Source organism: Delftia deserti (genome assembly GCF_042653485.1).
Taxonomy (GTDB): domain Bacteria; phylum Pseudomonadota; class Gammaproteobacteria; order Burkholderiales; family Burkholderiaceae_C; genus Comamonas; species Comamonas acidovorans.
On record NZ_JBHSIH010000001.1, the window covers coordinates 1,762,672 to 1,785,398 of the forward strand.

The following is a 22,727-nucleotide window of genomic DNA, read 5'->3' on the forward strand; positions in this document are numbered from 1 at the left end:
GGAGTCATTGCATGCACAGGTGCGCACGGGCATTGAGAACATTGGTGGCGGGAGGATGGGTCGCGGTCCTGGGTGCGGCGCAGGCGGCGCAGGCGGCCGAGCAGGCCATCACGCGGCCGTCGCTGGTGGCGGTGGAATCCATCAGCGCCGTGGACACGGTCTGGCTGATGACGGCCACGGTGCTGGTGCTGCTGATGACGCTGCCCGGCATTGCGCTGTTCTATGCGGGGATGGTCCGCCGCAAGAACGTGCTCAACACCATGGCCAGCGTGGTGGCGATTGCCTGCCTGGTCAGCATTCTGTGGTTTGCACTCGGCTATTCGCTGGCGTTCACACCCGGCAATGCGTGGATAGGCGGTGATTCGCGCGCCTGGTTCGCGGGGCTGGATTTCAACGCCGCCAAGGGACTGGTGGCCGTGAGCCACCTGGCGCCGCATGTGCCCGAAGCGGCCTATGCCATGTTCCAGCTGGCCTTTGCCGTGATCACCGCCGCCTTGCTGGTGGGCGCCTGGGTGGAGCGCATGCGCTTCGGTGCCATGCTGATCTTTGTGGGCCTATGGAGCCTGCTGGTGTATGCGCCGGTGGCGCACTGGGTGTGGGAGCCAGGCGGCTGGCTGGCACGCATGGGCGCGCTGGACTTTGCCGGGGGCACCGTGGTGCATGTGAACGCGGGCGTGGCCGGCCTGGTCTGCGCCTGGTTCCTGCGGCCGCGCCGCGGCTACGGGCACGAGCCTTTCGAGCCCTACAACCTGGCCTTGACCATGATGGGCGCAGCCCTGCTGTGGATGGGCTGGTTCGGCTTCAACGCAGGCTCATCGCTGGCCGGGGACAGCCGGGCGGCGCTGGCGCTGGCCGTCACCCACATTGCCGCGAGCGCAGGCGCCCTGGCCTGGTCGCTGGCCGAGTATGTGGTGCGCGGCAAGGCCACGCTGCTGGGCCTGTGCTCGGGGCTGGTCGGCGGCCTGGTGGCGATCACGCCGGCAGCGGGTTTCGTGACGCCGCTGTCGGCGCTGTGCATCGGCTCGATCGCCGGTGTCGCCTGCTACTGGGGCGCAACGGGGCTCAAGCGGCTGCTGGGCGCGGACGATTCGCTGGATGTGTTTGGCGTGCATGGCGTGGGCGGCATCGTGGGCTCGCTGCTCACCGGCGTGTTTGCCAGCCCGCAGATCGGCGGCGTGCAGGGCAGCGTGCTCACCCAGGCCGTGAGCGTGCTGGCCGTGGCCTTGTTCACGCTGGTGGCGACGGCCGTGCTGCTGTGGCTGCTGGACATGCTGATCGGCCTGCGCGTGGACGAGGAAAGCGAGCTGCAGGGCCTGGACCTGGCGCTGCACCGCGAACGCCTGGGTGGATGAACCGCCGAGCCGCAAAGCGGCCCGGCGCCCGATGATCGTCAAACCGAAGGAGTGCCCACTACATGCCCGAAAGCGAACTCCTGGCCATCGCCGCGCACTTGCATGTGCTGCTGCGCAGAAGCTGCGGCCGCGTGACCGATACCGAATGGCTGGCGGCCAATGCCGAATACGCCGCCGAAATCATCCGCTTCGCCCGGGAGCAGGAAGGGGCGCGCAGCACGCCCGAACTGGTGGACTGGACCCTTCGCTTCGAAGCGGCCTGGAATGCCGCGCTGGCCGGACCCGCCGAGCGCTCGCCGCTCATGCAGCGCGCCGGCGAGCTGATGCGCCAGCGCGCGGAAAACCGCAAGTACGTGGGCACGTTGCGCTAGCGCCGGGCTGGACAAGGCCGGTGGATCAGGCCGGTGGATCAGGCCGGTGGATCAGGCCGGTGGAGCGGGAACGGAGTGCAGCAGCACGGGCGCGTCGCCATCGCCGTTGACGCTTTCCAGCTGCACGCCAAAGCCCCACAGGCGCGCTGCGTGCTTGAGCACTTCCAGCGCATCGTCGGACAGCGGCCGGCCCTGGTAGCGGGTGTGGCGCAGGGTGAGGCAGCGGTCGCCCCGCAGGTTCACGTTCCAGACCTGGATATTGGGCTCGCGCGCGCCCAGGTCGTACTGCTGCGACAGGGTCTGGCGCAGGGTGCGGTAGCCGTCGTCGTCGTGGATGGCGCTGACCAGCAGCTCGCGTTCGCCGGCATCGTCATGGATGGCGAACAGCCGCATATCGCGCATGAGCTGGGGGCTCAGGTACTGGCCGACAAAGCTCTCGTCCTTGAAGTTCTGCATGGCATGGTGCAGCGCCGGCAGCCAGGGCGTGCCGGCCAGGTCGGGGAACCAGCGGCGGTCTTCCTCGGTGGGGTCCTGGCAGATGCGGCGGATGTCGCGGTACATGGCAAAGCCCAGCGCATAGGGGTTGATGCCGCTGTAGGCGCGGTGGCCCGCCGGGGGCTGGTAGATGACATTGGTGTGGGAGGACAGCCACTCGATCATCACACCGTCGGTCAGCCAGCCTTCGTCGTACAGGGTGTTGAGCAGGGTGTAGTGCCAGAACGTGGCCCAGCCCTCGTTCATGACCTGGGTCTGGCGCTGCGGGTAGAAGTACTGGGCGATCTTGCGCACGATGCGCACGATCTCGCGCTGCCAGGGCTCCAGCAGCGGGGCGTTCTTCTCGATGAAGTACAGCAGGTTTTCCTCGGGCTCCTTGGGAAAGCGCTCGCTGTGCTGCGCCGCGCTGTCCTTGCCGGGGCGGGCCGGCAGGGTGCGCCACAGCTCGTTGACCTGCTGCTGGGCGTAGGACTCGCGCTGCTCGCGCTCGGCCCGCTCGCGCGCCAGGCTTTTCTTGGAGGGGCGGCGGTAGCGGTCCACGCCCAGGTTGGACAGCGCGTGGCAGGAGTCCAGCCATTGCTCCACCGTCGTCAGGCCGTGGCGCTCCTCGCACTGGGAGATGAAGTCGCGCGCATAGACCAGGTAGTCGATGATGCTGCCCGCATCCGTCCACATGCCGAACAGGTAGTTGTTCTTGAAGAAGCTGTTGTGCCCGTAGGCCGCGTGGGCGATCACCAGGGCCTGCATGGCCGTGGTGTTTTCCTCCATCAGATAGCTGATGCAGGGATTGGAGTTGATGACGATCTCGTAGGCCAGGCCCATGTGGCCGCGCCGGTAGCGCCGCTCCGTCGCCATGTATTCCTTGCCATAGCTCCAGTGGCGGTAGCCCACGGGCATGCCCACGCTGGCGTAGGCGTCCATCATCTGCTCGGCCGAGATCACTTCCAGCTGGTTGGGATAGGTGTCCAGGCCGTAGCGTTCGGCGGCGGCCGCAATCGCTGCGTGATAGCGTTCGATGAGCTCGAAGGTCCAGTCGCTGGGATCGGGCAGAGGCTCGGCTGGCCGCGCGCCCGCCGGCAGCGGCGCGGAGGGCACGATGCGCTGGGCCCGGTCGCTGGCCAGATGGGATTTCCACTGCGGCGTGGCATGGCGGGGCGCCAGCACGGGATAGTGAGAGAGGTTCATACCGATACCCCCTCTTTCTTGAACAGGTCGCGGAACACGGGATAGATCTCGCTGGCATCCGACACCTTGCGCATGGCGAAGTGCGAGAACAGCGGCAGCACCTGGCTGTACTCCTGCCACAGGCTCTGCTCTTCCTGCACCACCTGCACATAGGCGAAGTAGCGCACCAGCGGCAGGATTTTCTCGACCAGCAGATTGCGGCAGTTGGAGCCGTCGTCGCCGAAGTTGTCGCCATCGCTGGCCTGGGCCACATAGATGTTCCAGTCCCCGGACGGATAGCGCGCGCGGATGATCTGGTCCAGCAGCACCAGCGCACTGCTGACCACGGTGCCGCCGCTTTCCTGGGAGTGGAAGAACTCGTCCTCGCTGACCTCGGCCGCCTGCGTGTGGTGGCGGATGAAGACGATGTCGATCTTCTCGTAGTGCCGCGTCAGGAACAGGTACAGCAGGATGAAGAAGCGCTTGGCCAGGTCCTTCCGGTCCTGGTCCATGGAGCCGGACACATCCATCACGCAGAACATCACGGCCTGGCTGATGGGCGCGGGCACGCGCGTGCGGTTGCGAAACCGCAGGTCGATGGGGTCGAGAAAGGCCACCGTGCCCATGCGCAGCTTCAGGGCATCGATGCGCTGCTGCAGCTCGGCCGCCGCCTCGCTGGTGCCGTCGTCCTGTGCCAGCAGTGCCTCCAGCTGCTCCTCCAGGGCGATGAGCTCGCGGTGCGGCGCCTTGGTCAGCGCGATGCGCCGGCCCAGGGCGCCGCGCATGGTGCGCAGCAGGGCCAGGTTGTGCGGCGTGCCGTCGTGGCTGTAGCCGGCGCGGCGCGTCTTGTACTGCATGGTGTTGCCGATGTGGGTGCGCAGCAGGCGCGGCAGGGCCAGGTCTTCAAAGAACAGTTCCATGAACTCTTCCTTGGTCAGGGTGAAGGTGAAGTCGTCCTCGCCCTCGCCGCTGTCGCTGGCCTGGGAGCCGCCGCCGCCTGCGCCGCCCTGCGGCCGGGCAATGCGGTCGCCGCGCACATGCTCGGTGTTGCCCGGGTGCACCGTGTCATGGACCCCGCCCTGCCCGTGGTGGAACACGGGCTCGCGGATGTCCTTGCGCGGGATGGAGACGCTCTCTGACTCCTCCATGTGGCGGATGCCGCGCTTGTCCACCGCGCGGCGCACCGCCTCGGCGATCTGCGCCTTGTAGCGGCGCACGAAGCGCTCGCGGTTGCCCACCGACTTGTTCTTGCCGGCCAGCCTGCGATCGATGATTTGCAATGCCATCTGTGCCCCCCAGCCCGGGCGCGCCGAAGGGCGGCGCACCCACCCGTCAGTTGCTCTTGCGAACGCGCAGGTACCACTCGCACAGCAGGCGCACCTGCTTGGACGTATAGCCCTTGGCCTCCATCCGGGTGACGAAGTCCTCGTGCTTGCGCGCGTCCTCGGCACTGGCCTTGGCATTGAAGCTGATCACGGGCAGCAGCTCCTCGGTGTTGGAGAACATCTTCTTCTCGATCACCACGCGCAGCTTCTCGTAGCTGGTCCAGCTGGGGTTCTTGCCCTGGTTGTTGGCCCGCGCGCGCAGCACGAAGTTGACGATCTCGTTGCGGAAGTCCTTGGCATTGGCAATGCCCGCGGGCTTCTCGACCTTCTCCATCTCGGCGTTGAGCGCGTTGCGGTCGAAGGCCTCGCCGGTATCGTTGTCGCGGTACTCGCTGTCCTGTATCCAGTAGTCGGCGTAGGTGACGTAGCGGTCGAAGATGTTCTGGCCGTACTCGCTGTAGCTCTCCAGATAGGCGGTCTGGATTTCCTTGCCGATGAACTCGGCATAGTGCGGCGACAGGTACTCCTTGATGTAGCTGGTGTACTTGGTCTCCAGCTCGGCCGGGAACTGCTCGCGCTCGATCTGCTGCTCCAGCACATACATCAGGTGCACCGGGTTGGCCGCCACCTCGGTGCTGTCGTAGTTGAAGACCTTGGACAGGATCTTGAACGCGAAGCGCGTGGAGATGCCCGACATGCCCTCGTCCACGCCCGCGTAGTCGCGGTACTCCTGGAAGCTCTTGGCGCGTGGGTCCGTGTCCTTGAGGCTTTCGCCGTCATAGACCTGCATCTTGCTGAAGATGCTGGAGTTCTCGGGCTCCTTCAGGCGCGTGAGCACGGCGAACTGGGCCATCATCTTGAGCGTGCCGGGCGCGCACACGGCGCTGGCCAGCGAGGACTCGCGGATCAATTTCTCGTAGATGCGCACCTCCTCCGACACGCGCAGGCAGTACGGCACCTTGACGATGTAGACGCGGTCCAGGAAGGCCTCGTTGTTGCGGTTGTTGCGAAAGGCCTTCCACTCGCTCTCGTTGCTGTGGGCCAGCACCATGCCGTCGAAGGGAATGGCGCCAAAGCCCTCCGTTCCCTTGTAGTTGCTCTCCTGCGTGGCCGTCAGCAGCGGGTGCAGCACCTTGATGGGCGCCTTGAACATTTCCACGAATTCCAGCAGGCCCTGGTTGGCCAGGCACAGGCCGCCCGAGTAGCTGTAGGCGTCGGTATCGTCCTGGGCAAAGTTCTCCAGCTTGCGGATGTCCACCTTGCCCACCAGGCTGGAGATGTCCTGGTTGTTCTCGTCGCCGGGCTCGGTCTTGGCAATGCCCACCTGCCTGGAGATGCTGGGGTAGCGCTTGACCACGCGGAACTGGCGGATATCGCCGCCCAGCTCCTCCAGGCGCTTCACGGCCCAGGGCGACAGCACATGGTTGAGGCAGCGCCGGGGAATGCCGAACTGCTCCTCCAGCAGCGGCCCGTCCTCCACGGGGTCGAACAGGCCCAGTGGCGACTCGTTCACGGGCGAGCCCTTGAGCGCGTAGAACGGCACCTTCTGCATCAGGTATTTGAGGCGCTCGGCGATGGAGCTCTTGCCACCGCCCACGGGGCCCAGCAGGTAGAGGATCTGCTTGCGCTCCTCCAGGCCCTGGGCCGCATGGCGGAAGAAGCTCACCACCTGCTCGATGGAGTCTTCCATGCCGTAGAACTCGGCGAAGGCCGGATAGCGCCGGATGACCTTGTTGGCAAACAGCCGCGACTGGCGTGGATCATTGCGCGTGTCCACCATTTCAGGTTCGCCGATGGCTGCCAGCATGCGCTGGGCAGCACCTTCGTAGGCCATGGGATCGCGCTGGCACAGGGCGAGAAATTCGTCCAGCGACATCTCTTCTTCGCGAAGGCGAACGTAACGTGCAGCCGAGTTGCTGATGACATCCATACGACCTCTCCCGGCGGCACCCGAGGGCGAACAGTGCCGCGAAGTTGCAAGGCATTCGCTACCGTGTGGAACTGTTGTAGCACCTTGCATCGGCTTTGAATAGCTCATACGTCCCACATGTCTGCATTGCGCGCGAGGTCACAATGTCAGGTTCCAGGACTACCCCGCTTTTTGCCGCCTCGGGACAGGGGCTTGCGCCAGCCGGGCCTGCAGCAAGGCCCGTGAACACGGCGCCTGACGCTCCCACTTTTGAAAAATGATAGTCCGCACTCACACAGCGGAACAGGCCCGAATTCAGAACAGATGTCTCCTGCCGACAACCCCATACTTGCCGCCGGTCGCCCCTCCAGCAACCGGCCTGCGGGCACGCTGATGCCGCTGTTGTGCGTGCTGGGTCTTTTGCTTGCCTTGCTGCTGCCGGGCCTTGCCAAGGCCGCACCGGCAGCAGGCCCTTTGGGTGCCTTGCAGGGCACGCTGGGCGGAGGCTCCGCGTCGGACAAGGAACGAAGCAACGCCATTCAGGCCCAACTGGATGCCGCCGCATCGGCGACAAAGGAAGCCGATGCGCTGGCGCAGGAGCTGGACCGCCTGCGCGCCAGGGCACGCACGCCCGTGCCTGCCCTGCCCGCGCCGCTGAGCGACGAGCAGCTGGGCAGCCTGTTCGATCGCTGGAAGGAACGCGTTCCCGCCAACGCCAGCCAGGAAGTGCTGGAGCGGCTGCTGGCCGATGAACGTGATGCCATCGCCGCACTCAAGGTGGGCATCGAAAAGTCCGCGGCCGACCAGGCCAACCTGGTTTCCCAGCCCGGCCCGGGACGGACCGACCTGTCCATCCTGCAGCAGCGCGCCCAGGAAAACGCCGAGCCCGTGACCGCCGAGCCCGGCGAGGCCCCCGACCTCACCCAGGCCCGCCAGGCAAGGCGCAGCGCCGAGCACCGCCGCGCCCTGCTGGAGCTGGCGCTGCGCCAGGAAGAGCAGTCCACCATCGAAGCCCGCCAGCGCCTGCTGGCCGCACAGCTGCAGGCCCAGCGCCGCGAGCTGCTCGAGCGCATGCCGCGCGCCGCCTGGCTGACCCAGCGCATCGCCGAGCGCAGCCGCCAGCAACTGGAGCAGCAAGTGCAGGAGATGGAGCTGGCCGCCCAGCACGCTTCCGCCGCCGATCCCGCCATACGCGACCTGGCCCAGCGCAATGCGGCGCTGGCCGCGCAGATCCTCAAGAACTCCAATGAACTGGCGCAGGAGCGCAAGACCCTGGCCAATGACGAATATGTGCGTGACCAGTTGAGCGCCACGCTGCGCGACACCCAGGCGCGCCTGCGGCTGGGCGGTGGCAGCGCGGCCGTGGGCCAGTGGCTGTGGCAGCAGCGCGTGGAACTGTCCTCCGGCAACACCTTGCAGTCCAGGCACCGGGCCGTGCAGCGCCAGCTGGCCGAGCTGCGGCTGATGCTGTTCAACTCCAGCAAATGGCGCCAGAACCCCGAGGCCGGCGCCGCTGCGCAGGCACCGGCCGATGCTGCGGACGCAGGTGGCGGCGCGGCACCGGAGCCGGCCGCCAATGCCACGGTATCGGCCCAGCAGACCGCCTTGCTGGCCCGGCAGGTGGCGCTCACCGATCAACTGCAGCCCGTTTTGCTGCGCCGCATTGCCGTGCTGGAACAGACCGACGAAGCCCTGCGTGCGGCCCTGCGCAGCGGCAACGAGCTGCGCCAGGTGCTGGACAAGGAACTGCTGTGGTTCCCCAGCCACCGACCCATGGACCGCACCTGGCTGAGCGAGTGGCGGGCGCTGGAGCAGGACATCGAAGGCAGCAGCTCGCCCTGGAAAACCGCGCGCGCCCTGGCCGCCAGCATCTGGAACGATCCCTGGGCCTTTGGCGCCGTCGGCCTGATCGTGGCCCTGCTGCTGGGCCTGCGCCGCTATGCGCTGCGCCAGCTGCAGGCCATCGCCGTGCGCGTGGGCGACTTCATGCGCGACAACTTCGGGCTGAGCCTGCTCGCGCTGGGCTGGAGCCTGCTCTACACCCTGCCCTGGAGCTTTGCGGCCGCGGCGCTGGGCAGCCTGCTGCAAGGCCCGGAAACCGTGGGCACGGCGCTGGAGCCACTGGGCGCCACCCTGGTCCAGCTCAGCGATTTCATCTTCGTGGCCACCTTGCTCAACGCCCTGTTCTGCCCGGGCGGGCTGGCACTGGCCCACTTCGGCTGGCCGGCCGCTCGCGTGCAGATGCTGCGCCAGATGGTGCGCCGCGCCGCCTGGCTGATCGTGCCTGCCGAACTGCTGGGCGGCCTGGCCTTCTACAGCCATGACAACCACGCCATCAGCACCTGGGGGCGCATCTCCATCCTCATGCTGTCGCTGGGCCTGGCCTGGATGGCCTGGCTGTACTTTCGCCGTGTCATGCAGCAAAAGCGGCCCGGCATCCACTGGGGCCAGATCGTCAGCGTGGTGCTGATGCTCATGCTCAGCGCGCTGGCCGTGGGCATCGTGCTCGGCTATGTCTACACGGCCACCGAATTCATCCAGGCCCTGATGGCCAGCTTCGTGTTCCTGGGCGCTGTCGAGGTCCTGGTCAACCTGCTGCGGCGCTGGCTGCTGCTGGGCGAGCGGCGCCTGGCGCTGAACCGCCTGCGCGAAGCCGCCAGGCTGGCCCAGAGCGGCTCGGGCGTGGACACCGGCAAGGCCCCCACCGACGAAGCCACCCAGATGGCCCTGGTCACCGTGGGCGCGCAGGCGCACAGGCTGCTGGGCCTGCTGCAGCAGGTACTGGTCGTGCTGACCCTGGTCTACGCCTGGCTGCCCGTGCTGCCCGCACTGCTGCGCTCCGAAGGCGTGGTGCTCTGGTACACCACCAACACCGGCGCCGACGGCATCGCGCATGCCGCCCCCGTGAGCCTGATGGACGCGCTGCTGGGCGTGATGATCCTGCTGCTCACCTTCAGCTTTGCGCGCAACCTGCCCGGCCTGCTGGAAGTGACGCTCTCGGCCTCCAACCGCATCAGCAGCTCAGCACGCTACACCCTGGCCACGCTGGCGCGCTACGCCATCACCATCGCGGGCACGGTCAGCGCCTTGACGCTGCTGGGCCTGCGCTGGGGCCAGCTGCAGTGGATGGTGGCGGCGCTCACCGTGGGCCTGGGCTTCGGCCTGCAGGAGATCTTCGCCAACTTCGTCTCCGGCCTGATCCTGCTGGTGGAGCGCCCCTTCCGCGTGGGCGACGTCATCACCATCGACACCCTCACCGGCACCGTCACGCGCATACGCACGCGCGCCACCACGGTGCTGGACTTCGACAACAAGGAAATCGTCATCCCCAACAAGACCTTCATCACCGGCCAGGTGACGAACTGGACCTTGAGCGACGACGTGACCCGCCTGGTGATCGACGTGCCCGTGGCCCATGGCAATGACCCCGAGCAGGTGCGCAACATGCTGCTGGACATTGCCAGGGAACACCCCCAGGTGCTGCGCGAGCCCGAGCCCAATTGCTGGTTCATGGCGCTGGAGGGCAACGGCCAGCGCTTCGAGCTGCGCGCCTACGTGGGCAAGGTCGAAGACCGCCTGCCCGTGCGCCACGACCTCAACCGCCGCGTCAACGACCGGCTCAAGGACGCTGGCATTGCCGTGGCCTTCCCGCAGCTGGACCTGCATGTGCGCAACATGCCGGCCCATGCACCGGGGCAGGCACCGGGGCAGACCCCACCCCATCCGACGGCATGAGGCCGGCAAGTCCCCCGATTCCCAGCGCACAGCGCGGCATTGCCCGGCTCGCGGTCAGAACACTTCCCAGGTCTCGTCCACACGCTCGCCCGCATTGCGCAGCGCGGTGGCCTTGGCAGGCGCTGCTGCAACCCTGGGTGCCTCTGCGAAGGTCATCGTCCGCGGGCCTCCCTTGCTGCCTGCGGCGGCTGGCGCTGGCGCCTGGGCCGGTGAGGACGCGGGCAGGGGCACGGACGAGGACACCCCGTCCAGCTTGAACAGGCTGACCAGATCGACCAGCCTGGCAGCCTGCGCATTCAGGCTGGCAGCGGCCGCCGCCGATTCCTCGACCAGGGCCGCGTTCTGCTGCGTGACCTGGTCGAGCTGAACGACGGCCTCGCCCACCTGCGAGACGCCATCGGCCTGCTCGGCCGTGGCCGCGCCTATCTCGCCGACCAGGTCAGCCACCTGCTGCGCCTGGCGGACGATGTCGTGCATCGCGGAACCCGCCTCGCCCACCAGGCCGGAGCCTTCATCCACCTTGGACACGCTCTCGCCAATCAAGGCCTTGATCTCCTTGGCCGCCCCTGCACTGCGCTGGGCCAGGCTGCGCACTTCGGAAGCCACCACGGCAAAGCCACGCCCCTGCTCGCCGGCCCGCGCCGCCTCCACCGCGGCATTGAGGGCGAGGATATTGGTCTGGAAGGCAATGGAGTCGATCACGCCGATGATGTCCCCGATCTTGCGGGAACTCGTGGTGATCTGTTCCATGGTGGCCACCACGCGGCGCACGATCTCGCCGCCACCGGCGGCAGCCTGGCTGGACGATGCGGCCAACTGGGTGGCCGTGCGCACCGTATCGGCATTGAGCTTGACGGTGGCGTTCATCTCCTCCATGGAAGCAGCGGTCTGCTCCAGATTGCTGGCCTGCTCTTCCGTGCGCTGGCTCAGGTCCGCATTGCCCGAGGCAATCTGGCTGGCGCCGGTCGCAATGGATTCGCTGCTTTGCCGCACATCGGAGACCACGCGCGCCAGGCCGGCCCGCATGTCCTCCATGGCGCGCAGCAGGCTGGAGGTGTCGCCGGGCGCCAATTGCACCTGCACGGACAAATCGCCCTGCGCGATCTGGCGCGCCACCTCGGCCGCATAGGAGGGCTCGCCGCCCAGTTGCTGCTTGACCGTCCTGGTGATCATCCAGGCCACCAGACCGCCCAGCGCGGCGGCCAGCAGCGTCAGCACCAGCATGGCCACGCCGTCTTCGGCCACGCGGCGCAGCGAGCCGTCCACCGTCGCCTGCGTCTGTGCCTTCTGGTAATCGACCAGTGCCTCGACCGCGTCGAAATAGGTCGCCTGCAAGGCGCGCAGCCGCCCCATGATCAGATCCCTGGCGGCATCGCCCTGGTTGTCGATGCCCAGGTCGCCGGCCTGGCGCATGGTCTCCACGAAAGGCTGGCGCGCCTGCCGTATGTCGGCAAAGAGCCGGCGCGCCTGCTCGGTCTGCAGGCGCTGGTCCAGCTCCTTCATGACCAGGCCGTTCCTGGCAACCACCTCGTCCAGCCGGCGGCTCTCCTCGGCCATCTGCGCCGGGTCGGTGATCAGCGCCAGGTTGCGCACCACCCGCGCCGACACATTGGCATTGTCCTTGAGCAATTGCAGCCGGGCCAGATTGCCCATGCGGTCCTCGGCCAGCACGCGCAGCTGCTCGCCCTGGTCATGCAACTTCATCCAGCCGAAGGCCGCCACGCATACGCAAACCACGATCACCGCGAAAAAACCCATGCCCAGCATGGTTCCCAACTTCATACGCCTCAGAAAACCCACGTCGCTCTCCCTCGAACCACCTACGCAAACCGGCCAGACTGCTGGCACGGAGGAAACACATTCAGGAACAAATTTGACAATTTGAATCAGTTGCATCGCCTTCCAAAACCCTGCACATCCAGTAGGACAGGGCCTTGCCGGCATGCAGGCACCGGGCTGCCAGCGATCAGTGATCGGAAGCCAGGGGCGCGTAGATATCCCGCAGCAGGTGCTCCAGCTGCGCCAGCACCATGGCACTGGCCCGGCTGCGCACGGCCTGCGGCTTCGTGGCCGTGAGCACGTCGCGGTAGAGGTGCTCGACGTCGAGGGGGCGGATCACCGTGGAGCGCCGTGGCCGCAGCATGCGCAGGCTGATCCACGGCAGCACACTGGCGCCCAGCCCCGCGCGCACCGCACCGATCTGGGTGGTGGTGGAGTTCACCTCGCCTGCCACCTGGTAGCCGGTGTCCAGCGCCGCAAAGGCCCGGTCCAGCGCACCGCGCGTGGCATTGGGCAGGCTGGGCAGCAGCAGCGGATGCCGCGCCAGATCCTGCAGCGACATGGGCTTGCCATCCGCCTCGGGCGCCAGGGCGCGGGCGCAGCCAAAGAAGAAAGGCTCGCGTACCACGGGCCGCGTCTCCAGCTTGGCCGTGGCCTCCGAGGCATAGAGCACACCCATGTCGAAGCGGCCACTGTGCACGCCCTCCACCAGATGGCCACTCAGCCCTTCGTGGATGGACAGGACGACGGCCGGCCAGCGCTCACGGCAGACGGCCAGCAGGGGAACGGCCAGCACCTGGGCGATGCTGCCCGCAATGGCCACCGATACCGAACCGGCCACCTGCGATTCCTCGACCTGAACGCAGGCCCGCGCATCGGCCACCTGCCGCAGGATGGCCTGCGCCTGGCCGTACAGCAGTCGGCCCGTGGCCGTGGGCTGCACGCCCAGCGCGCCACGTACCAGCAGCGTGCTTTGCAGTTCCTGCTCCAGCAGCTTGAGCTGGTGGCTCACGGCGGATGGCACCACGTGCAGCACATCACAGGCGCGGGTGATGCTCTGGGCATCGATCACGGCAATCAGGTATCTGAGCTGGCGCAATTCCATGTCAGGTCCGAAGAGGGTTTCGATTTGCACGAAGGCCGGTTCTGAATTCCTCAGCCATGCGCTGCGAGGTGCTGCCTACATTGTGCTCACCGCCACTCCCGTACCCAAGCACCATGCCGTTCCAACCCCGCTCCCTGTTGTACGTTCCTGCAACCTCCGCACGCATGCTGGCCAGCGCAGGGCGGCGCGGTGCCGATGCCCTCGTACTGGACCTGGAAGACGCCATTGCCCCCGCGCAGAAGGAGCAGGCCCGCGCCATGCTGCAACCGGCCATCGCCAGCCTGCGCGGGCCGTGCCCCGTGCTGGTGCGCATCAACGCGGACAGGGCATTGGCACAGGCCGATACCGAGGCCGCCTTGCAGGCGGGTTGCGATGGCCTGGTCATCCCCAAGGTGGAATCTGCCGCCGATGTGCAGCGCATCGCAGCCCTGGCCGATGTCCACGGCAGCCCGCCGGTGCTGCTGCAGGCCATCGTGGAGACGCCCACCGGGCTGATGCGCCTGCAGGACATTGCCCGGGCCTCGCCCCGGCTGGTGTCGCTGGCCTTTGGCGGCGAGGACTTCGCCACTGCATTGGGCGTAGCGCCCACGCCCCAGGCCCTTGCCATGCCGGCACAGGCCGTAGCCATCGCGGCCGTGTCAGCCGGGCTGCATCCCGTGGGGCTGGCAGGCAGCATCGGCGGCTATGTCGATCTTGCGCAGTTCGGCGAACTGGCCCGGCTCTCGCGCGCCCTGGGCATGCAAGGTGCCGCCTGCATCCACCCGGCCCAGTTGGCGGCCGTGCACGCAGCCTTCGGAGCCAGCCAAGAGGATCTGCGCCAGGCGCGCGACACCGTGCTGGCCTATGAACAGGCGCTGGCGCAGGGGCAGGGTGCCGTGGCCGTTGACGGCCGCATGGTCGATGCGCCCATTGCCGAGCGCGCACGCCAGTTGCTGCGCAGCACCGGGGAAGCCGCATGAACGCCACGGACAACACAGGCGCCCTGCCCCTGCGCGGCATCCGCGTGCTCGACCTGTCGCGCCTGGCTGCAGGCAACATGCTCACGCTGCAATTGGCCGACTTCGGCGCCGAAGTGATCAAGGTCGAGGCGCCGCGCGGCGACACCCTGCGCGACTGGAAGAACGACGGCCAGCCGCTGTGGTGGCAGATCTATGCGCGCAACAAGAAAAGCATCTGCCTGGACCTGCATGACGGGGCCGATGTGCAAAGTCTTCTGCAGCTGGCCGAATCGGCACAGGTCCTGGTGGAGAGCTTTCGCCACGGCGCACTGGAAAAGTTCGGACTGGGACCCGATGTCCTGCTGCAGCGCAATCCCCGCCTGGTGATCGTGCGCATCTCGGGCTGGGGCCAGACCGGTCCCTATGCGCAACGGCCCGGCTTTGGCACCCTGGTCGAAGCCTTCTCGGGCTTTGCCCAGAAGAATGGCTTTCCCGACAAGCCGCCCGCCCTGCCCAACCTGGGCCTGGCCGACATGATCGCGGGCCTGGCGGGCGTGGGCGCCACCATGTTCGCACTGCGCGAAGTGGAAACTAATGGTGGCCGCGGCCAGGTGGTGGACCTGTCGCTGCTGGAACCCATGCTGGCCGTGCTCGGCCCCGACCCCGCCATCTTCCAGCGCACCGGCCAGCGGCCACGGCGCATGGGCAACCGTGCCGACATCGCCGCACCGCGCAATGCCTACCAGTGCGCCGACGGGCGCTGGCTGGTGATGTCGGGCTCCACCCAACGCATGGCCGAACGGATTTTCGAGGCCATGGGCCGCAAGGACCTGTGCAGCGATCCCCGCTTCGCCACCAACGCGGCACGACTGCGACATGTCGATGCGCTGGACGCGCTGATCGCCGGCTTTGTGGCACAGCGCAGCCTGCAGGACAACCTGCTGCACTTCGGCCAATGGGAGGTGACCGTGGGGCCGGTGCTTGACGTGGAGCAGTTGCTGGCCGACGAGCATGTGCGCGCCAGGGCCTGCATCACCTGCATCCCCGATGCCGACGGCCTGCCCCTGACCATGCACAACGTCTTTCCGCGCCTGTCGCGCACACCCGGGTCCATCCGCAGCCTGGGCCCTGCGCTGGGAGAGCACCAGCACCTGGTGCCACCGGGCGCCTGGAGCGATCACCCTGCCCCGACCGAATGAACCCTCAGCCCATACAACGAAGGAGACATACCATGGCCTTTCTCAGGACTTTGCTCACCAGGGTCGCCACGGCGGCAGCCCTGGGCCACGCCGCCCTGCTCTCTTTGCCAGCCCACGCGGCCCCTGCGCAACTGGTCACCCTGGTGGTGCCTGCCGCGCCGGGCGGCTCCAACGACATCGTGGCGCGCGTCATGGAGCCGCTGCTACGCGGCGAACTCGACCGGCCCGTGGTGGTCGAGAACCGGGGAGGCGGCGGGGGCAATGTCGGCGCAGCCTACGTGGCACGCGCCGAAGCCGGCAGCAACATCTGGCTGCTGACATCAGCCAGCATCGTCACCATGAACCCCGGCTTGTTCGCCAACCCGGGCTTCGACACGCTGCGCGACTTCGTGCCCGTGGCCGGCATTGCCAGCGTGCCCCATGTGCTTTTGGTCAACAAGGACTTTGCGCCATCCACCCTGCCCGAGCTGCTGGCCTTGCTGCGCAGGGAGCCGGGCAGGTACTTCTTCGGCTCTGCCGGTAACGGCACCTACTCGCACATCCTCATGGAATTCCTCAAGCGCGCCGAAAAGGTGGATGCCTCCCATGTCCCCTTCCGTGGCGTGGCCCCGGCCATGACCGAACTGATGGCCGGGCGCATACAGATGCTGATCAGCACCCTGCCCTCGGCCATGCCCTACCTGCAAAGCCGCGACGTCAAAGCCCTGGCCGTGTTCTCCGACCAGCGCAGCGAGTTCCTGCCCGACCTGCCCCTGGCCCGCGACACCGTTGCCGGCCTGGTTGGCGACCTGTGGATTGCGCTGTACGCGCCCAAGGACACACCCTCGCAGGAAGTGCAGCGCATGCGCCAGGCCGTGGACAAGGCCCAGGCATCACCCGGGCTGCGCGAGAAATTCCGCAAAATGGGCGCCAGCGTCTACGCCCCCACGGCAGCGGAACTGCGGCTGCAGACGGCAGCCGACCTGGCACGCTGGAGCCAGTTGATCCGGCAGGCAGGCATCCAGGTTGACTAGGCAGCCGGCCCATTTCAAGATATTCCAGAGCATTCCAAGGAGACTCCATGAAACTGCTGAGATTCGGGCCCGAGGGCCAGGAAAAGCCCGGCCTGCTGGATGCCGAAGGCCAGATCCGCGACCTGTCCGCCCTGTTGGACGACTACACGCCCCGCCTGCTGGGCCGCGAGGCGCTGCGGGCCCTGGCCGCCATCGACCCTGCCAGGCTGCCCCTGGTGCAAGGCCCGGTGCGCATCGGCATGCCCTGGAGCGGCATGTCCAAGTTCGTCGCCATCGGCCTGAACTACCGCGACCATGCCGAGGAAGCCGGCATGCCCATTCCCAAGGAGCCCATCCTCTTCGCCAAATGGCCCAGCTGCGCCTGCGGCCCCGACGACGACATCCCCCTGCCCGAAGGCAGCACACGCATGGACTGGGAGGTGGAACTGGGCATCGTCATCGGCGAGCGCGCGCGCAATGTCTCTGCGGACAGCGCACTTGAATATGTGGCCGGCTACTGCCTTGCCAACGATGTGTCCGAGCGCGAATACCAGATCGACCGCAGCGGTGGCCAGTGGAGCAAGGGCAAGGGCTTCGACCGCTTCGGCCCCATCGGCCCCTGGCTGGTCACGCGCGACGAAGTACCCGATCCGCAAGCCCTGCAGCTATGGCTGGATGTGAACGGGGAGCGCCGCCAGAGCGGCAGCACGCGCACCATGATCTTTGGCTGCGCCGAACTCGTCAGCCACTGCAGCCGCGTGATGACGCTGGAGCCCGGCGACCTCATCATCACCGGCACGCCCCCGGGAGTCGGAATGGGCATAAAGCGCCACGCTATCTGAAGGCTGGCGATGTGATGGAACTGGGGATCGAGGGCCTGGGGGTGCAGAGGCAGCGTGTGGTGTAGGTCCACAAAAAAGCGGCTTCAAGAAGCCGCTTTGTTTTTGAGCGGAATTGGCGCTCAGCTGCCCGCCACCTTCATCCGGTTGATCAGGATCGAGCCCACGGTCTTGGCGCCGTAGTTGTAGGCATCCGCGCCCACGGCCTCGATGCCCTTGAGCATGTCCTTGAGGTTGCCGGCGATGGTGATCTCATGCACGGGGAAGGCGATTTCGCCGTTTTCCACCCAGAAGCCGCTGACGCCGCGCGAGTAGTCGCCGGTCACGTAGTTCACGCCCTGGCCCATGAGCTCGATCACGAACAGGCCCGTGCCCAGCTTCTTGAGCATGGCGGGCAGGTCGTCGCCGGCCTTGGTGCGGCGCGAGGTCATGACCAGGTTGTGCGATCCGCCGGCATTGCCAGTGGTCTTCATGCCCAGCTTGCGGGCCGAGTAGCTGGACAGGAAGTAGCCCTCGACGCGACCGGCATCCACCACCTTGCGGGCCTGCACGCGCACGCCCTCCTCGTCGAAGGGCAAGCTGCCCTTGCCGCCGAGGATGAAGGGGTCTTCCGTGATGTCGATGTGCTTGGGGAAGACGGGCTTGCCCAGCGAGTCGAGCAGGAAGGTGCTGCGGCGGTACAGCGCGCCGCCGCTGACGGCCTGCACGAAGCTGCCCAGCAGGCCTGCGGCCAGCGTGGACTCGAACAGCACCGGGCATTCGGTGGTCGGGATCTTGCGGCTGCCCAGGCGGCTCAGGGCGCGCTGGGCGGCGTAGCGGCCCACGGCTTCGGGCGAGGCCAGGTCGGCCGCGTTGCGCATGGAGCTGTACCAGGCGTCGCGCTGCATCTCGCCATTGCGCCCGGGCAGCGAGGCGATGGGCGCCACCGACAGGCTGTGGCGCGAGCTGGCGTAGCCGCCACGGAAGCCATTGGTGTGGGCGCTGAAGAAATGGCTTTGCTGGGCCGAGACGCCCGCGCCTTCACTGTTGGTGATGCGCTTGTGCGTGCGCAGCGCGGCTTCCTCGCATTGCAGCGCCAGTTCGGCCGCGGCCTCGCTGGTGAGGTCCCAGGGGTGGAACAGCTGCAGGTCGCGGTGGGTGCCGGGCTGGGCGATGTCGGCCGCATCGGGCAGGCCGGCCATGGGATCTTCGGCCGTGAAGCGTGCGATGTCGTAGGCGGCCTGCACGGTCTGCTGGATGGCGGCATCCGAGAAGTCCGAGGTGCTGGCGTTGCCACGGCGGTTTCCCAGGTAGACGGTCACGCCCAGCGACTTGTCGCGGTTGCGCTCCACGGTCTCCAAAGCCCCCTTGCGCACGCTCACGCTCAGGCCGCAGCCCTCGGAAGCCTCGGCCCCGGCGTTGGTGGCGCCGAGCTTCTTGGCGTGGACCAGGGCACGGTCCACCAAGTCTTCAAAAAACGGTTGGCTGTAGCTGAAGCCGGAATCAGCCTGCGGTTTGGCGGTGCTTGCCGAGCGGGGACGGGGTTTTTTCATAGCGGCGGCTATGATAGCCGCCACTGCAGCGCTCTCCGCGCCGCCACTGCATTTGTCCCCTACCCCATGTCACGCAAACCCAAAAAAGGCTACTACGTCAAAGGTCACTTCGTTGCCGAAGGCAGCGAACTCGACCTGCAGCTCAAGGCCGAACTCAAAGGCACCCCCGACTCCAGCAAGACGGATCTCAAGCGCGAGTCCGACGCCTTGCAGGACCTCGGCAAGGATTTGCTGACGCTGCGCTCCGACCTGTTCAAGCGCCTGCAATTGCCCGACCAACTGGCCGATGCCCTGGCCGAGGCCAAGCGCATCACCAATTTCGAAGGAAAGCGCCGCCAGATGCAATTCGTCGGCAAGCTCATGCGCAAGCTGGACGAGACCGAGATCGCCGCCGTGCGCGCGGCTCTGGACGAGCAGCACAACGGCTCTGCCGCCGAGAAGATGGCCCTGCACGCCGCCGAGCAATGGCGCGACCGCCTGATCGCCGAGGAATCGGCCCTGTCCATCTGGCTGGACCATTTCCCCGACACCGACACCCAGCAGCTGCGCGCCCTGATCCGCCAGGCCCGCAAGGACATGCCGGGCGCCCATGAGGCCAATGTGCAGGAATCCACTGGCCTGGCCCAGCGCAAGGGTCGCGCCTACCGCGATCTGTTCCAGCTGGTTCGCCAGCAGTTGGGCGGCACGGGCCGCGAGACTGCCGAGGACGGCGATGGCGCTGGCGAGGAAGCCGACGATGAGTGATCCCGTCCATGACGCTGTGCGCATCGGCATCGTCTCGATCAGCGACCGTGCCAGCAGCGGCGTCTATGAGGACAAGGGCCTGCCGGCCCTGCAGGACTGGCTCACCCGCGCACTCAGGAACCCCATCGCGTTCGAGGCGCGCCTGATCCCCGACGAGCAGGCCGGCATCAGCGCCACGCTGATCGAACTGGTCGATGCAGGCTGCTCCCTGGTGCTGACCACGGGCGGCACCGGCCCCGCGCCGCGCGATGTCACACCCGAAGCCACGCTGGCCGTGGCCGACAAGGAAATGCCGGGCTTTGGCGAGCAGATGCGCCAGATCAGCCTGGCCTTTGTGCCCACGGCGATTCTGTCGCGCCAGGTGGCGGTGATCCGTGGCAACAGCCTGATCATCAACCTGCCGGGCCAGCCCAAGGCGATTGCCGAGACCCTGGAAGGCCTGAAGAACCCCGATGGCACGCAAAAGGTCAACGGCATCTTCGCGGCCGTGCCCTATTGCGTGGACCTGATCGGCGGGCCCTATCTGGAAACGGACGACAGCGTGTGCAAGGCGTTCCGCCCCAAGAGCGCAGTGCGCACCGCGCGACCTGCGGCCTGAGCGCGCGGACACGGCAATCGACAAGCAGCCTGCGGGCTGCTTTTTATTTTTTCAGCCCCTTGAACCAGCGCTGAATCCGGGCCCGCAATTGCCGTTTGCCGTCATCACCCAACGGCATGCCGCTTGCCAGTTCCAGTGCCGCATCGACCTGTACATGGCCATGCTCCATCAGTGCCATACTCATGGCAGCGAGAGCCTTCGCCAATGGATCCATCGATCCGGTCCGCCAGATCCGGAGCGTTGAGCGGATAGATGTCCGCCTCTGCGGACATCTTGAAAACCGGCTCGGGATACGGGATGGAGCCCAGGATTGCCTGGCTTCCCACGCTGACGAATTCATACTCATGCGTCACATCCCCGCTCGCACGAATGATGTGCTCAAGATCCTCTCGGTTCATAGGCCCGCCCTGTATCTCCCAATGCAACGCCCCGCTTGAGATCCCCCACCTGCGCCAGTACCTGCTGGCGCACCTGTTCGGGCAGCACCGATGTCAGGGGCGAGGCCTGGCGCAGTTCCTGGGCCCTTCGCGTGCGGGCCAGGATGGTGCGCCAGCGGCCATTTTGCAAGACATCCTGCCACTGCCTCCACAGGCTGGCGGAATGCGAATCCCCCTGGCTCAACCACCGCTCCAACGTGTCCTGTGCCTGCCGCAGCAATGCCGGGTCTGATCGCACAAGGCGCACGGCTTCTTCATGCAATGCCAGGCTTTGCAGATCCTGCACTTCATGGCGCGCATCCTGCGCACGCACCAGAACCTGTACGACGGGCCTGGCATGGCGCGAACGGGCTGCGGCAGTTCCTGCGGGCGCGGGCTGCAGGGCGTCGCCCGCCAGCAATGCCAATTCTCCCCCTATGCCCAGTTCCGACATGACTCGCAGGTACGTGCCCATGGATGGCCCGGGATCGCCGGACTCGACTGCAGCGAGCGTGCTGCGGGATATGCCTACGCGCGAGGCCATCTCGACCGTGCCCAGCCCCTGCTCCTTGCGCAGGCGCTTGAGCCGGTCACCGAACTGCAAAAGCAGTTGGCGCTGAAGAAGGGTGGACTTTTCCGGCGTTTTCATTTGTCCATTATCTTAAGCAAAACATAAATTTTTGATTGTTTTTTTAGACAAATTAATTCGAGACCAGTGCTTTCGCATCCCCCGGTCAAGGAAGGGAAAAGCAGGTCCTGACGCGCGCACAAGCCACGGCCGGGATGCGCAGCGCATGGCGATCAATCAACGGACCGGCCACGTTGCAAGAATGAGCGGCTGTACTGTCGCACCGGGGCCACCAAGCCCGTGCTTGCCCCAATGCGGCAGGCCCCTGTCCCTGCCAGCATGGAATCACCCCGGCCCCTGCGCAACAGCAGCGGGCTTTTTCCATCCAAAGCAAGGAGACTTCATGCAGCAACGCCCCAAGACATCGCTGATGACACCGCTGGCCCTGGCACTGTGCGCCGCCGCACTGGCAACGCCGGCCCTGGCGCAGCAGGACAAGGTTCGGATCGGCTTCATCACCGACATGTCCAGTCTCTATGCCGATGTCGAGGGCAAGAACGGCGCCGTGGCCATTCAGATGGCCATCGACGACTACGGCGGCAAGCTGCTGGGCAAGCCCATCGAGCTGCTGACGGCCGACCACCAGAACAAGGCCGACATTGCCGCCAGCAAGGCGCGCGAGTGGATAGACACGCAGGGCATCAGCCTGGTGTTTGGCGGCACGAACTCGGCCACGGCCCTGTCCATGGCCAAGGTGGCGCAGGAGAAAAAGCGTGTCTTCATCGACAACGGCGCGGGCAGCTCGGCGCTGACCAACGAGCAGTGCAGCCCCTATACGGTGCACTATGCCTTCGACACCGTGGCCCTCGCCAAGGGCACGGGCGCGGCCGTGGTGGAGGCCGGCGGCAAGAGCTGGTACTTCGTGACCGCCGACTATGCCTTCGGCCATGCGCTGGAGGCCGATACCACCAAGATCATCGAGGCGCGCGGCGGCAAGGTGCTGGGCTCGGTCAAGACGCCGCTGAACGCCAGCGACTTCTCCAGCTTCATGCTGCAGGCGCAGAACTCCAAGGCCCAGATCCTGGGCCTGGCCAACGCGGGTGGCGACACCATCAACTCCATCAAGGCCGCGCGCGAGTTCGGCGTGACCAAGGACATGAAGCTGGCCGGCCTGCTGGTGTTCTTCACCGACGTGCACAGCCTGGGCCTGAAGAACACCCAGGGCATGCAGTTCACCACCAGCTGGTACTGGGACATGAACGATGCCTCGCGCAAGTTCGCCGATGCCTTCATGGCCAAGACCCAGCGCCGCCCCAGCGAGATCCAGGCGGCCGACTACTCCGCCACCATGAACTGGCTCAAGGCCGTGGAGAAGGCCGGCACGCTGGACGCGGACAAGGTCATGGCCACCTGGCGCGGCATGAAGATGGACGACTTCTTCGGCAGCGGCTACCTGCGCGAGGACGGCCGCTACGTGCACGACATGTACCTGATGGAGGTGAAGTCCCCCGCCGAATCCAAGGGCACCTGGGACTACTACAAGCTGGTCAAGAAGCTGCCCGCCGAGCAGGTCTGGACGACGAAGGCCGAGAGCAAGTGCCAATATTGGCGGTAAACATCGCTCCCCCTGAGCGGCTTCGCCGCTTCCCCCAGAGGGGGACGACAC

Annotated in this window: 17 protein-coding genes and 1 pseudogene; 10 read left to right on the forward strand and 8 right to left on the reverse strand. The window is 66.7% G+C overall.

What is annotated here, in order from left to right:
• Positions 1-11: 11 nt before the first annotated feature.
• Together ACFPFG_RS08455 and ACFPFG_RS08460 are read left to right on the forward strand one after the other, a co-directional pair.
• Positions 12-1,352 (forward strand): ammonium transporter, encoded by a 1,341-nt coding sequence (locus tag ACFPFG_RS08455; protein WP_380106019.1) that lies wholly within the window; start codon positions 12-14, stop codon positions 1,350-1,352.
• A 62-nt stretch (positions 1,353-1,414) separates the two neighbouring features.
• Positions 1,415-1,723, forward strand: coding sequence for a hypothetical protein (locus tag ACFPFG_RS08460; protein WP_197956999.1), 309 nt, complete (start codon positions 1,415-1,417; stop codon positions 1,721-1,723).
• A 51-nt stretch (positions 1,724-1,774) separates the two neighbouring features.
• On the opposite strand, the gene ACFPFG_RS08465 is transcribed toward ACFPFG_RS08460, so the two are convergent.
• Genes ACFPFG_RS08465 through ACFPFG_RS08475 form a run of 3 tightly spaced genes read right to left on the reverse strand, consistent with a single transcriptional unit; the run spans position 1,775 to position 6,637 of the window.
• Positions 1,775-3,403, reverse strand: a complete 1,629-nt coding sequence (locus tag ACFPFG_RS08465) for a SpoVR family protein (protein ID WP_380106021.1) — start codon at positions 3,401-3,403, stop codon at positions 1,775-1,777.
• A complete protein-coding gene (locus ACFPFG_RS08470; protein WP_183020960.1) occupies positions 3,400-4,668 on the reverse strand; it encodes a YeaH/YhbH family protein in 1,269 nt (422 codons plus the stop codon). The genes ACFPFG_RS08465 and ACFPFG_RS08470 overlap by 4 nt, the downstream gene beginning before the upstream one ends.
• A gap of 46 nt (positions 4,669-4,714) precedes the next feature.
• The gene (locus tag ACFPFG_RS08475; protein WP_012204247.1) at positions 4,715-6,637 is read right to left on the reverse strand and encodes a PrkA family serine protein kinase; all 1,923 of its coding nucleotides are present in this window, start codon (positions 6,635-6,637) and stop codon (positions 4,715-4,717) included.
• Positions 6,638-6,940: 303 nt separating this feature from the next.
• Between ACFPFG_RS08475 and ACFPFG_RS08480 the strand changes: the two genes are divergently transcribed.
• Positions 6,941-10,351: a mechanosensitive ion channel domain-containing protein gene (locus ACFPFG_RS08480; protein WP_380106022.1), complete on the forward strand. Its 3,411-nt coding sequence runs from the start codon at positions 6,941-6,943 to the stop codon at positions 10,349-10,351.
• 54 nt (positions 10,352-10,405) lie between these two features.
• Here ACFPFG_RS08480 and ACFPFG_RS08485 read toward each other — a convergent pair whose 3' ends face one another.
• Together ACFPFG_RS08485 and ACFPFG_RS08490 are read right to left on the reverse strand one after the other, a co-directional pair.
• A complete protein-coding gene (locus ACFPFG_RS08485) occupies positions 10,406-12,133 on the reverse strand; it encodes a methyl-accepting chemotaxis protein (RefSeq protein ID WP_380106024.1) in 1,728 nt (575 codons plus the stop codon).
• Positions 12,134-12,317: 184 nt separating this feature from the next.
• Positions 12,318-13,265 carry a LysR substrate-binding domain-containing protein gene (locus ACFPFG_RS08490; RefSeq protein WP_380106026.1) on the reverse strand — a complete coding sequence of 316 codons (948 nt, stop codon included), beginning with the start codon at positions 13,263-13,265 and terminating at the stop codon, positions 12,318-12,320.
• Between the two features lie 83 nt (positions 13,266-13,348).
• On the opposite strand from ACFPFG_RS08490, the gene ACFPFG_RS08495 reads away from it, so the two are divergent.
• The 4 genes and pseudogenes from ACFPFG_RS08495 to ACFPFG_RS08510 all read left to right on the forward strand — a co-directional run bounded on the left by ACFPFG_RS08495 (position 13,349) and on the right by ACFPFG_RS08510 (position 17,271).
• A complete protein-coding gene (locus ACFPFG_RS08495; RefSeq protein WP_380106028.1) occupies positions 13,349-14,194 on the forward strand; it encodes an HpcH/HpaI aldolase/citrate lyase family protein in 846 nt (281 codons plus the stop codon).
• Complete coding sequence (locus tag ACFPFG_RS08500) at positions 14,191-15,372, forward strand: CaiB/BaiF CoA transferase family protein (RefSeq protein ID WP_380106030.1); 1,182 nt, start codon at positions 14,191-14,193, stop codon at positions 15,370-15,372. The genes ACFPFG_RS08495 and ACFPFG_RS08500 overlap by 4 nt, the downstream gene beginning before the upstream one ends.
• Positions 15,373-15,404: 32 nt before the next feature.
• Positions 15,405-16,385 (forward strand): Bug family tripartite tricarboxylate transporter substrate binding protein, encoded by a 981-nt coding sequence (locus ACFPFG_RS08505; RefSeq protein ID WP_157760065.1) that lies wholly within the window; start codon positions 15,405-15,407, stop codon positions 16,383-16,385.
• A gap of 47 nt (positions 16,386-16,432) precedes the next feature.
• Positions 16,433-17,271: pseudogene (locus tag ACFPFG_RS08510) on the forward strand (fumarylacetoacetate hydrolase family protein).
• A gap of 54 nt (positions 17,272-17,325) precedes the next feature.
• Here the strand turns inward: ACFPFG_RS08510 and pmbA are convergent.
• Positions 17,326-18,735, reverse strand: a complete 1,410-nt coding sequence (pmbA, locus tag ACFPFG_RS08515) for a metalloprotease PmbA (protein WP_380106032.1) — start codon at positions 18,733-18,735, stop codon at positions 17,326-17,328.
• 66 nt (positions 18,736-18,801) lie between these two features.
• Here pmbA and yjgA point away from each other — a divergent pair, with 66 nt between their 5' ends.
• A complete protein-coding gene (gene yjgA, locus ACFPFG_RS08520; RefSeq protein WP_123692395.1) occupies positions 18,802-19,479 on the forward strand; it encodes a ribosome biogenesis factor YjgA in 678 nt (225 codons plus the stop codon).
• On the forward strand, positions 19,472-20,077 hold the full coding sequence (gene mog, locus ACFPFG_RS08525) for a molybdopterin adenylyltransferase (RefSeq protein ID WP_380106034.1): 606 nt from the start codon (positions 19,472-19,474) through the stop codon (positions 20,075-20,077). Before yjgA ends, mog begins: the two co-directional genes overlap by 8 nt.
• Positions 20,078-20,120: 43 nt before the next feature.
• Here mog and ACFPFG_RS08530 read toward each other — a convergent pair whose 3' ends face one another.
• On the reverse strand, positions 20,121-20,261 hold the full coding sequence (locus tag ACFPFG_RS08530) for a hypothetical protein (protein ID WP_197957007.1): 141 nt from the start codon (positions 20,259-20,261) through the stop codon (positions 20,121-20,123).
• 194 nt (positions 20,262-20,455) lie between these two features.
• Positions 20,456-21,142: a helix-turn-helix transcriptional regulator gene (locus ACFPFG_RS08535; RefSeq protein ID WP_380106036.1), complete on the reverse strand. Its 687-nt coding sequence runs from the start codon at positions 21,140-21,142 to the stop codon at positions 20,456-20,458.
• Positions 21,143-21,464: 322 nt separating this feature from the next.
• Here ACFPFG_RS08535 and ACFPFG_RS08540 point away from each other — a divergent pair, with 322 nt between their 5' ends.
• A complete protein-coding gene (locus ACFPFG_RS08540; RefSeq protein ID WP_012204238.1) occupies positions 21,465-22,676 on the forward strand; it encodes an ABC transporter substrate-binding protein in 1,212 nt (403 codons plus the stop codon).
• The last annotated feature ends 51 nt before the right edge of the window (positions 22,677-22,727 follow it).

Bases quoted from the DNA above. Each gene is read 5' to 3' on its own strand.
- ACFPFG_RS08540 (WP_012204238.1), top strand. From the start codon at position 21,465: ATGCAGCAACGCCCCAAGACATCGCTGATGACACCGCTGGCCCTGGCA.
- ACFPFG_RS08535 (WP_380106036.1), bottom strand. From the start codon at position 21,142: ATGAAAACGCCGGAAAAGTCCACCCTTCTTCAGCGCCAACTGCTTTTG.
- ACFPFG_RS08530 (WP_197957007.1), bottom strand. From the start codon at position 20,261: ATGAGTATGGCACTGATGGAGCATGGCCATGTACAGGTCGATGCGGCA.
- ACFPFG_RS08480 (WP_380106022.1), top strand. From the start codon at position 6,941: ATGTCTCCTGCCGACAACCCCATACTTGCCGCCGGTCGCCCCTCCAGC.
- ACFPFG_RS08495 (WP_380106028.1), top strand. From the start codon at position 13,349: ATGCCGTTCCAACCCCGCTCCCTGTTGTACGTTCCTGCAACCTCCGCA.
- ACFPFG_RS08500 (WP_380106030.1), top strand. From the start codon at position 14,191: ATGAACGCCACGGACAACACAGGCGCCCTGCCCCTGCGCGGCATCCGC.
- ACFPFG_RS08475 (WP_012204247.1), bottom strand. From the start codon at position 6,637: ATGGATGTCATCAGCAACTCGGCTGCACGTTACGTTCGCCTTCGCGAA.
- pmbA (WP_380106032.1), bottom strand. From the start codon at position 18,735: ATGAAAAAACCCCGTCCCCGCTCGGCAAGCACCGCCAAACCGCAGGCT.
- ACFPFG_RS08455 (WP_380106019.1), top strand. From the start codon at position 12: ATGCACAGGTGCGCACGGGCATTGAGAACATTGGTGGCGGGAGGATGG.
- ACFPFG_RS08485 (WP_380106024.1), bottom strand. From the start codon at position 12,133: ATGAAGTTGGGAACCATGCTGGGCATGGGTTTTTTCGCGGTGATCGTG.
- yjgA (WP_123692395.1), top strand. From the start codon at position 18,802: ATGTCACGCAAACCCAAAAAAGGCTACTACGTCAAAGGTCACTTCGTT.
- ACFPFG_RS08460 (WP_197956999.1), top strand. From the start codon at position 1,415: ATGCCCGAAAGCGAACTCCTGGCCATCGCCGCGCACTTGCATGTGCTG.
- ACFPFG_RS08470 (WP_183020960.1), bottom strand. From the start codon at position 4,668: ATGGCATTGCAAATCATCGATCGCAGGCTGGCCGGCAAGAACAAGTCG.
- mog (WP_380106034.1), top strand. From the start codon at position 19,472: ATGAGTGATCCCGTCCATGACGCTGTGCGCATCGGCATCGTCTCGATC.
- ACFPFG_RS08465 (WP_380106021.1), bottom strand. From the start codon at position 3,403: ATGAACCTCTCTCACTATCCCGTGCTGGCGCCCCGCCATGCCACGCCG.
- ACFPFG_RS08505 (WP_157760065.1), top strand. From the start codon at position 15,405: ATGGCCTTTCTCAGGACTTTGCTCACCAGGGTCGCCACGGCGGCAGCC.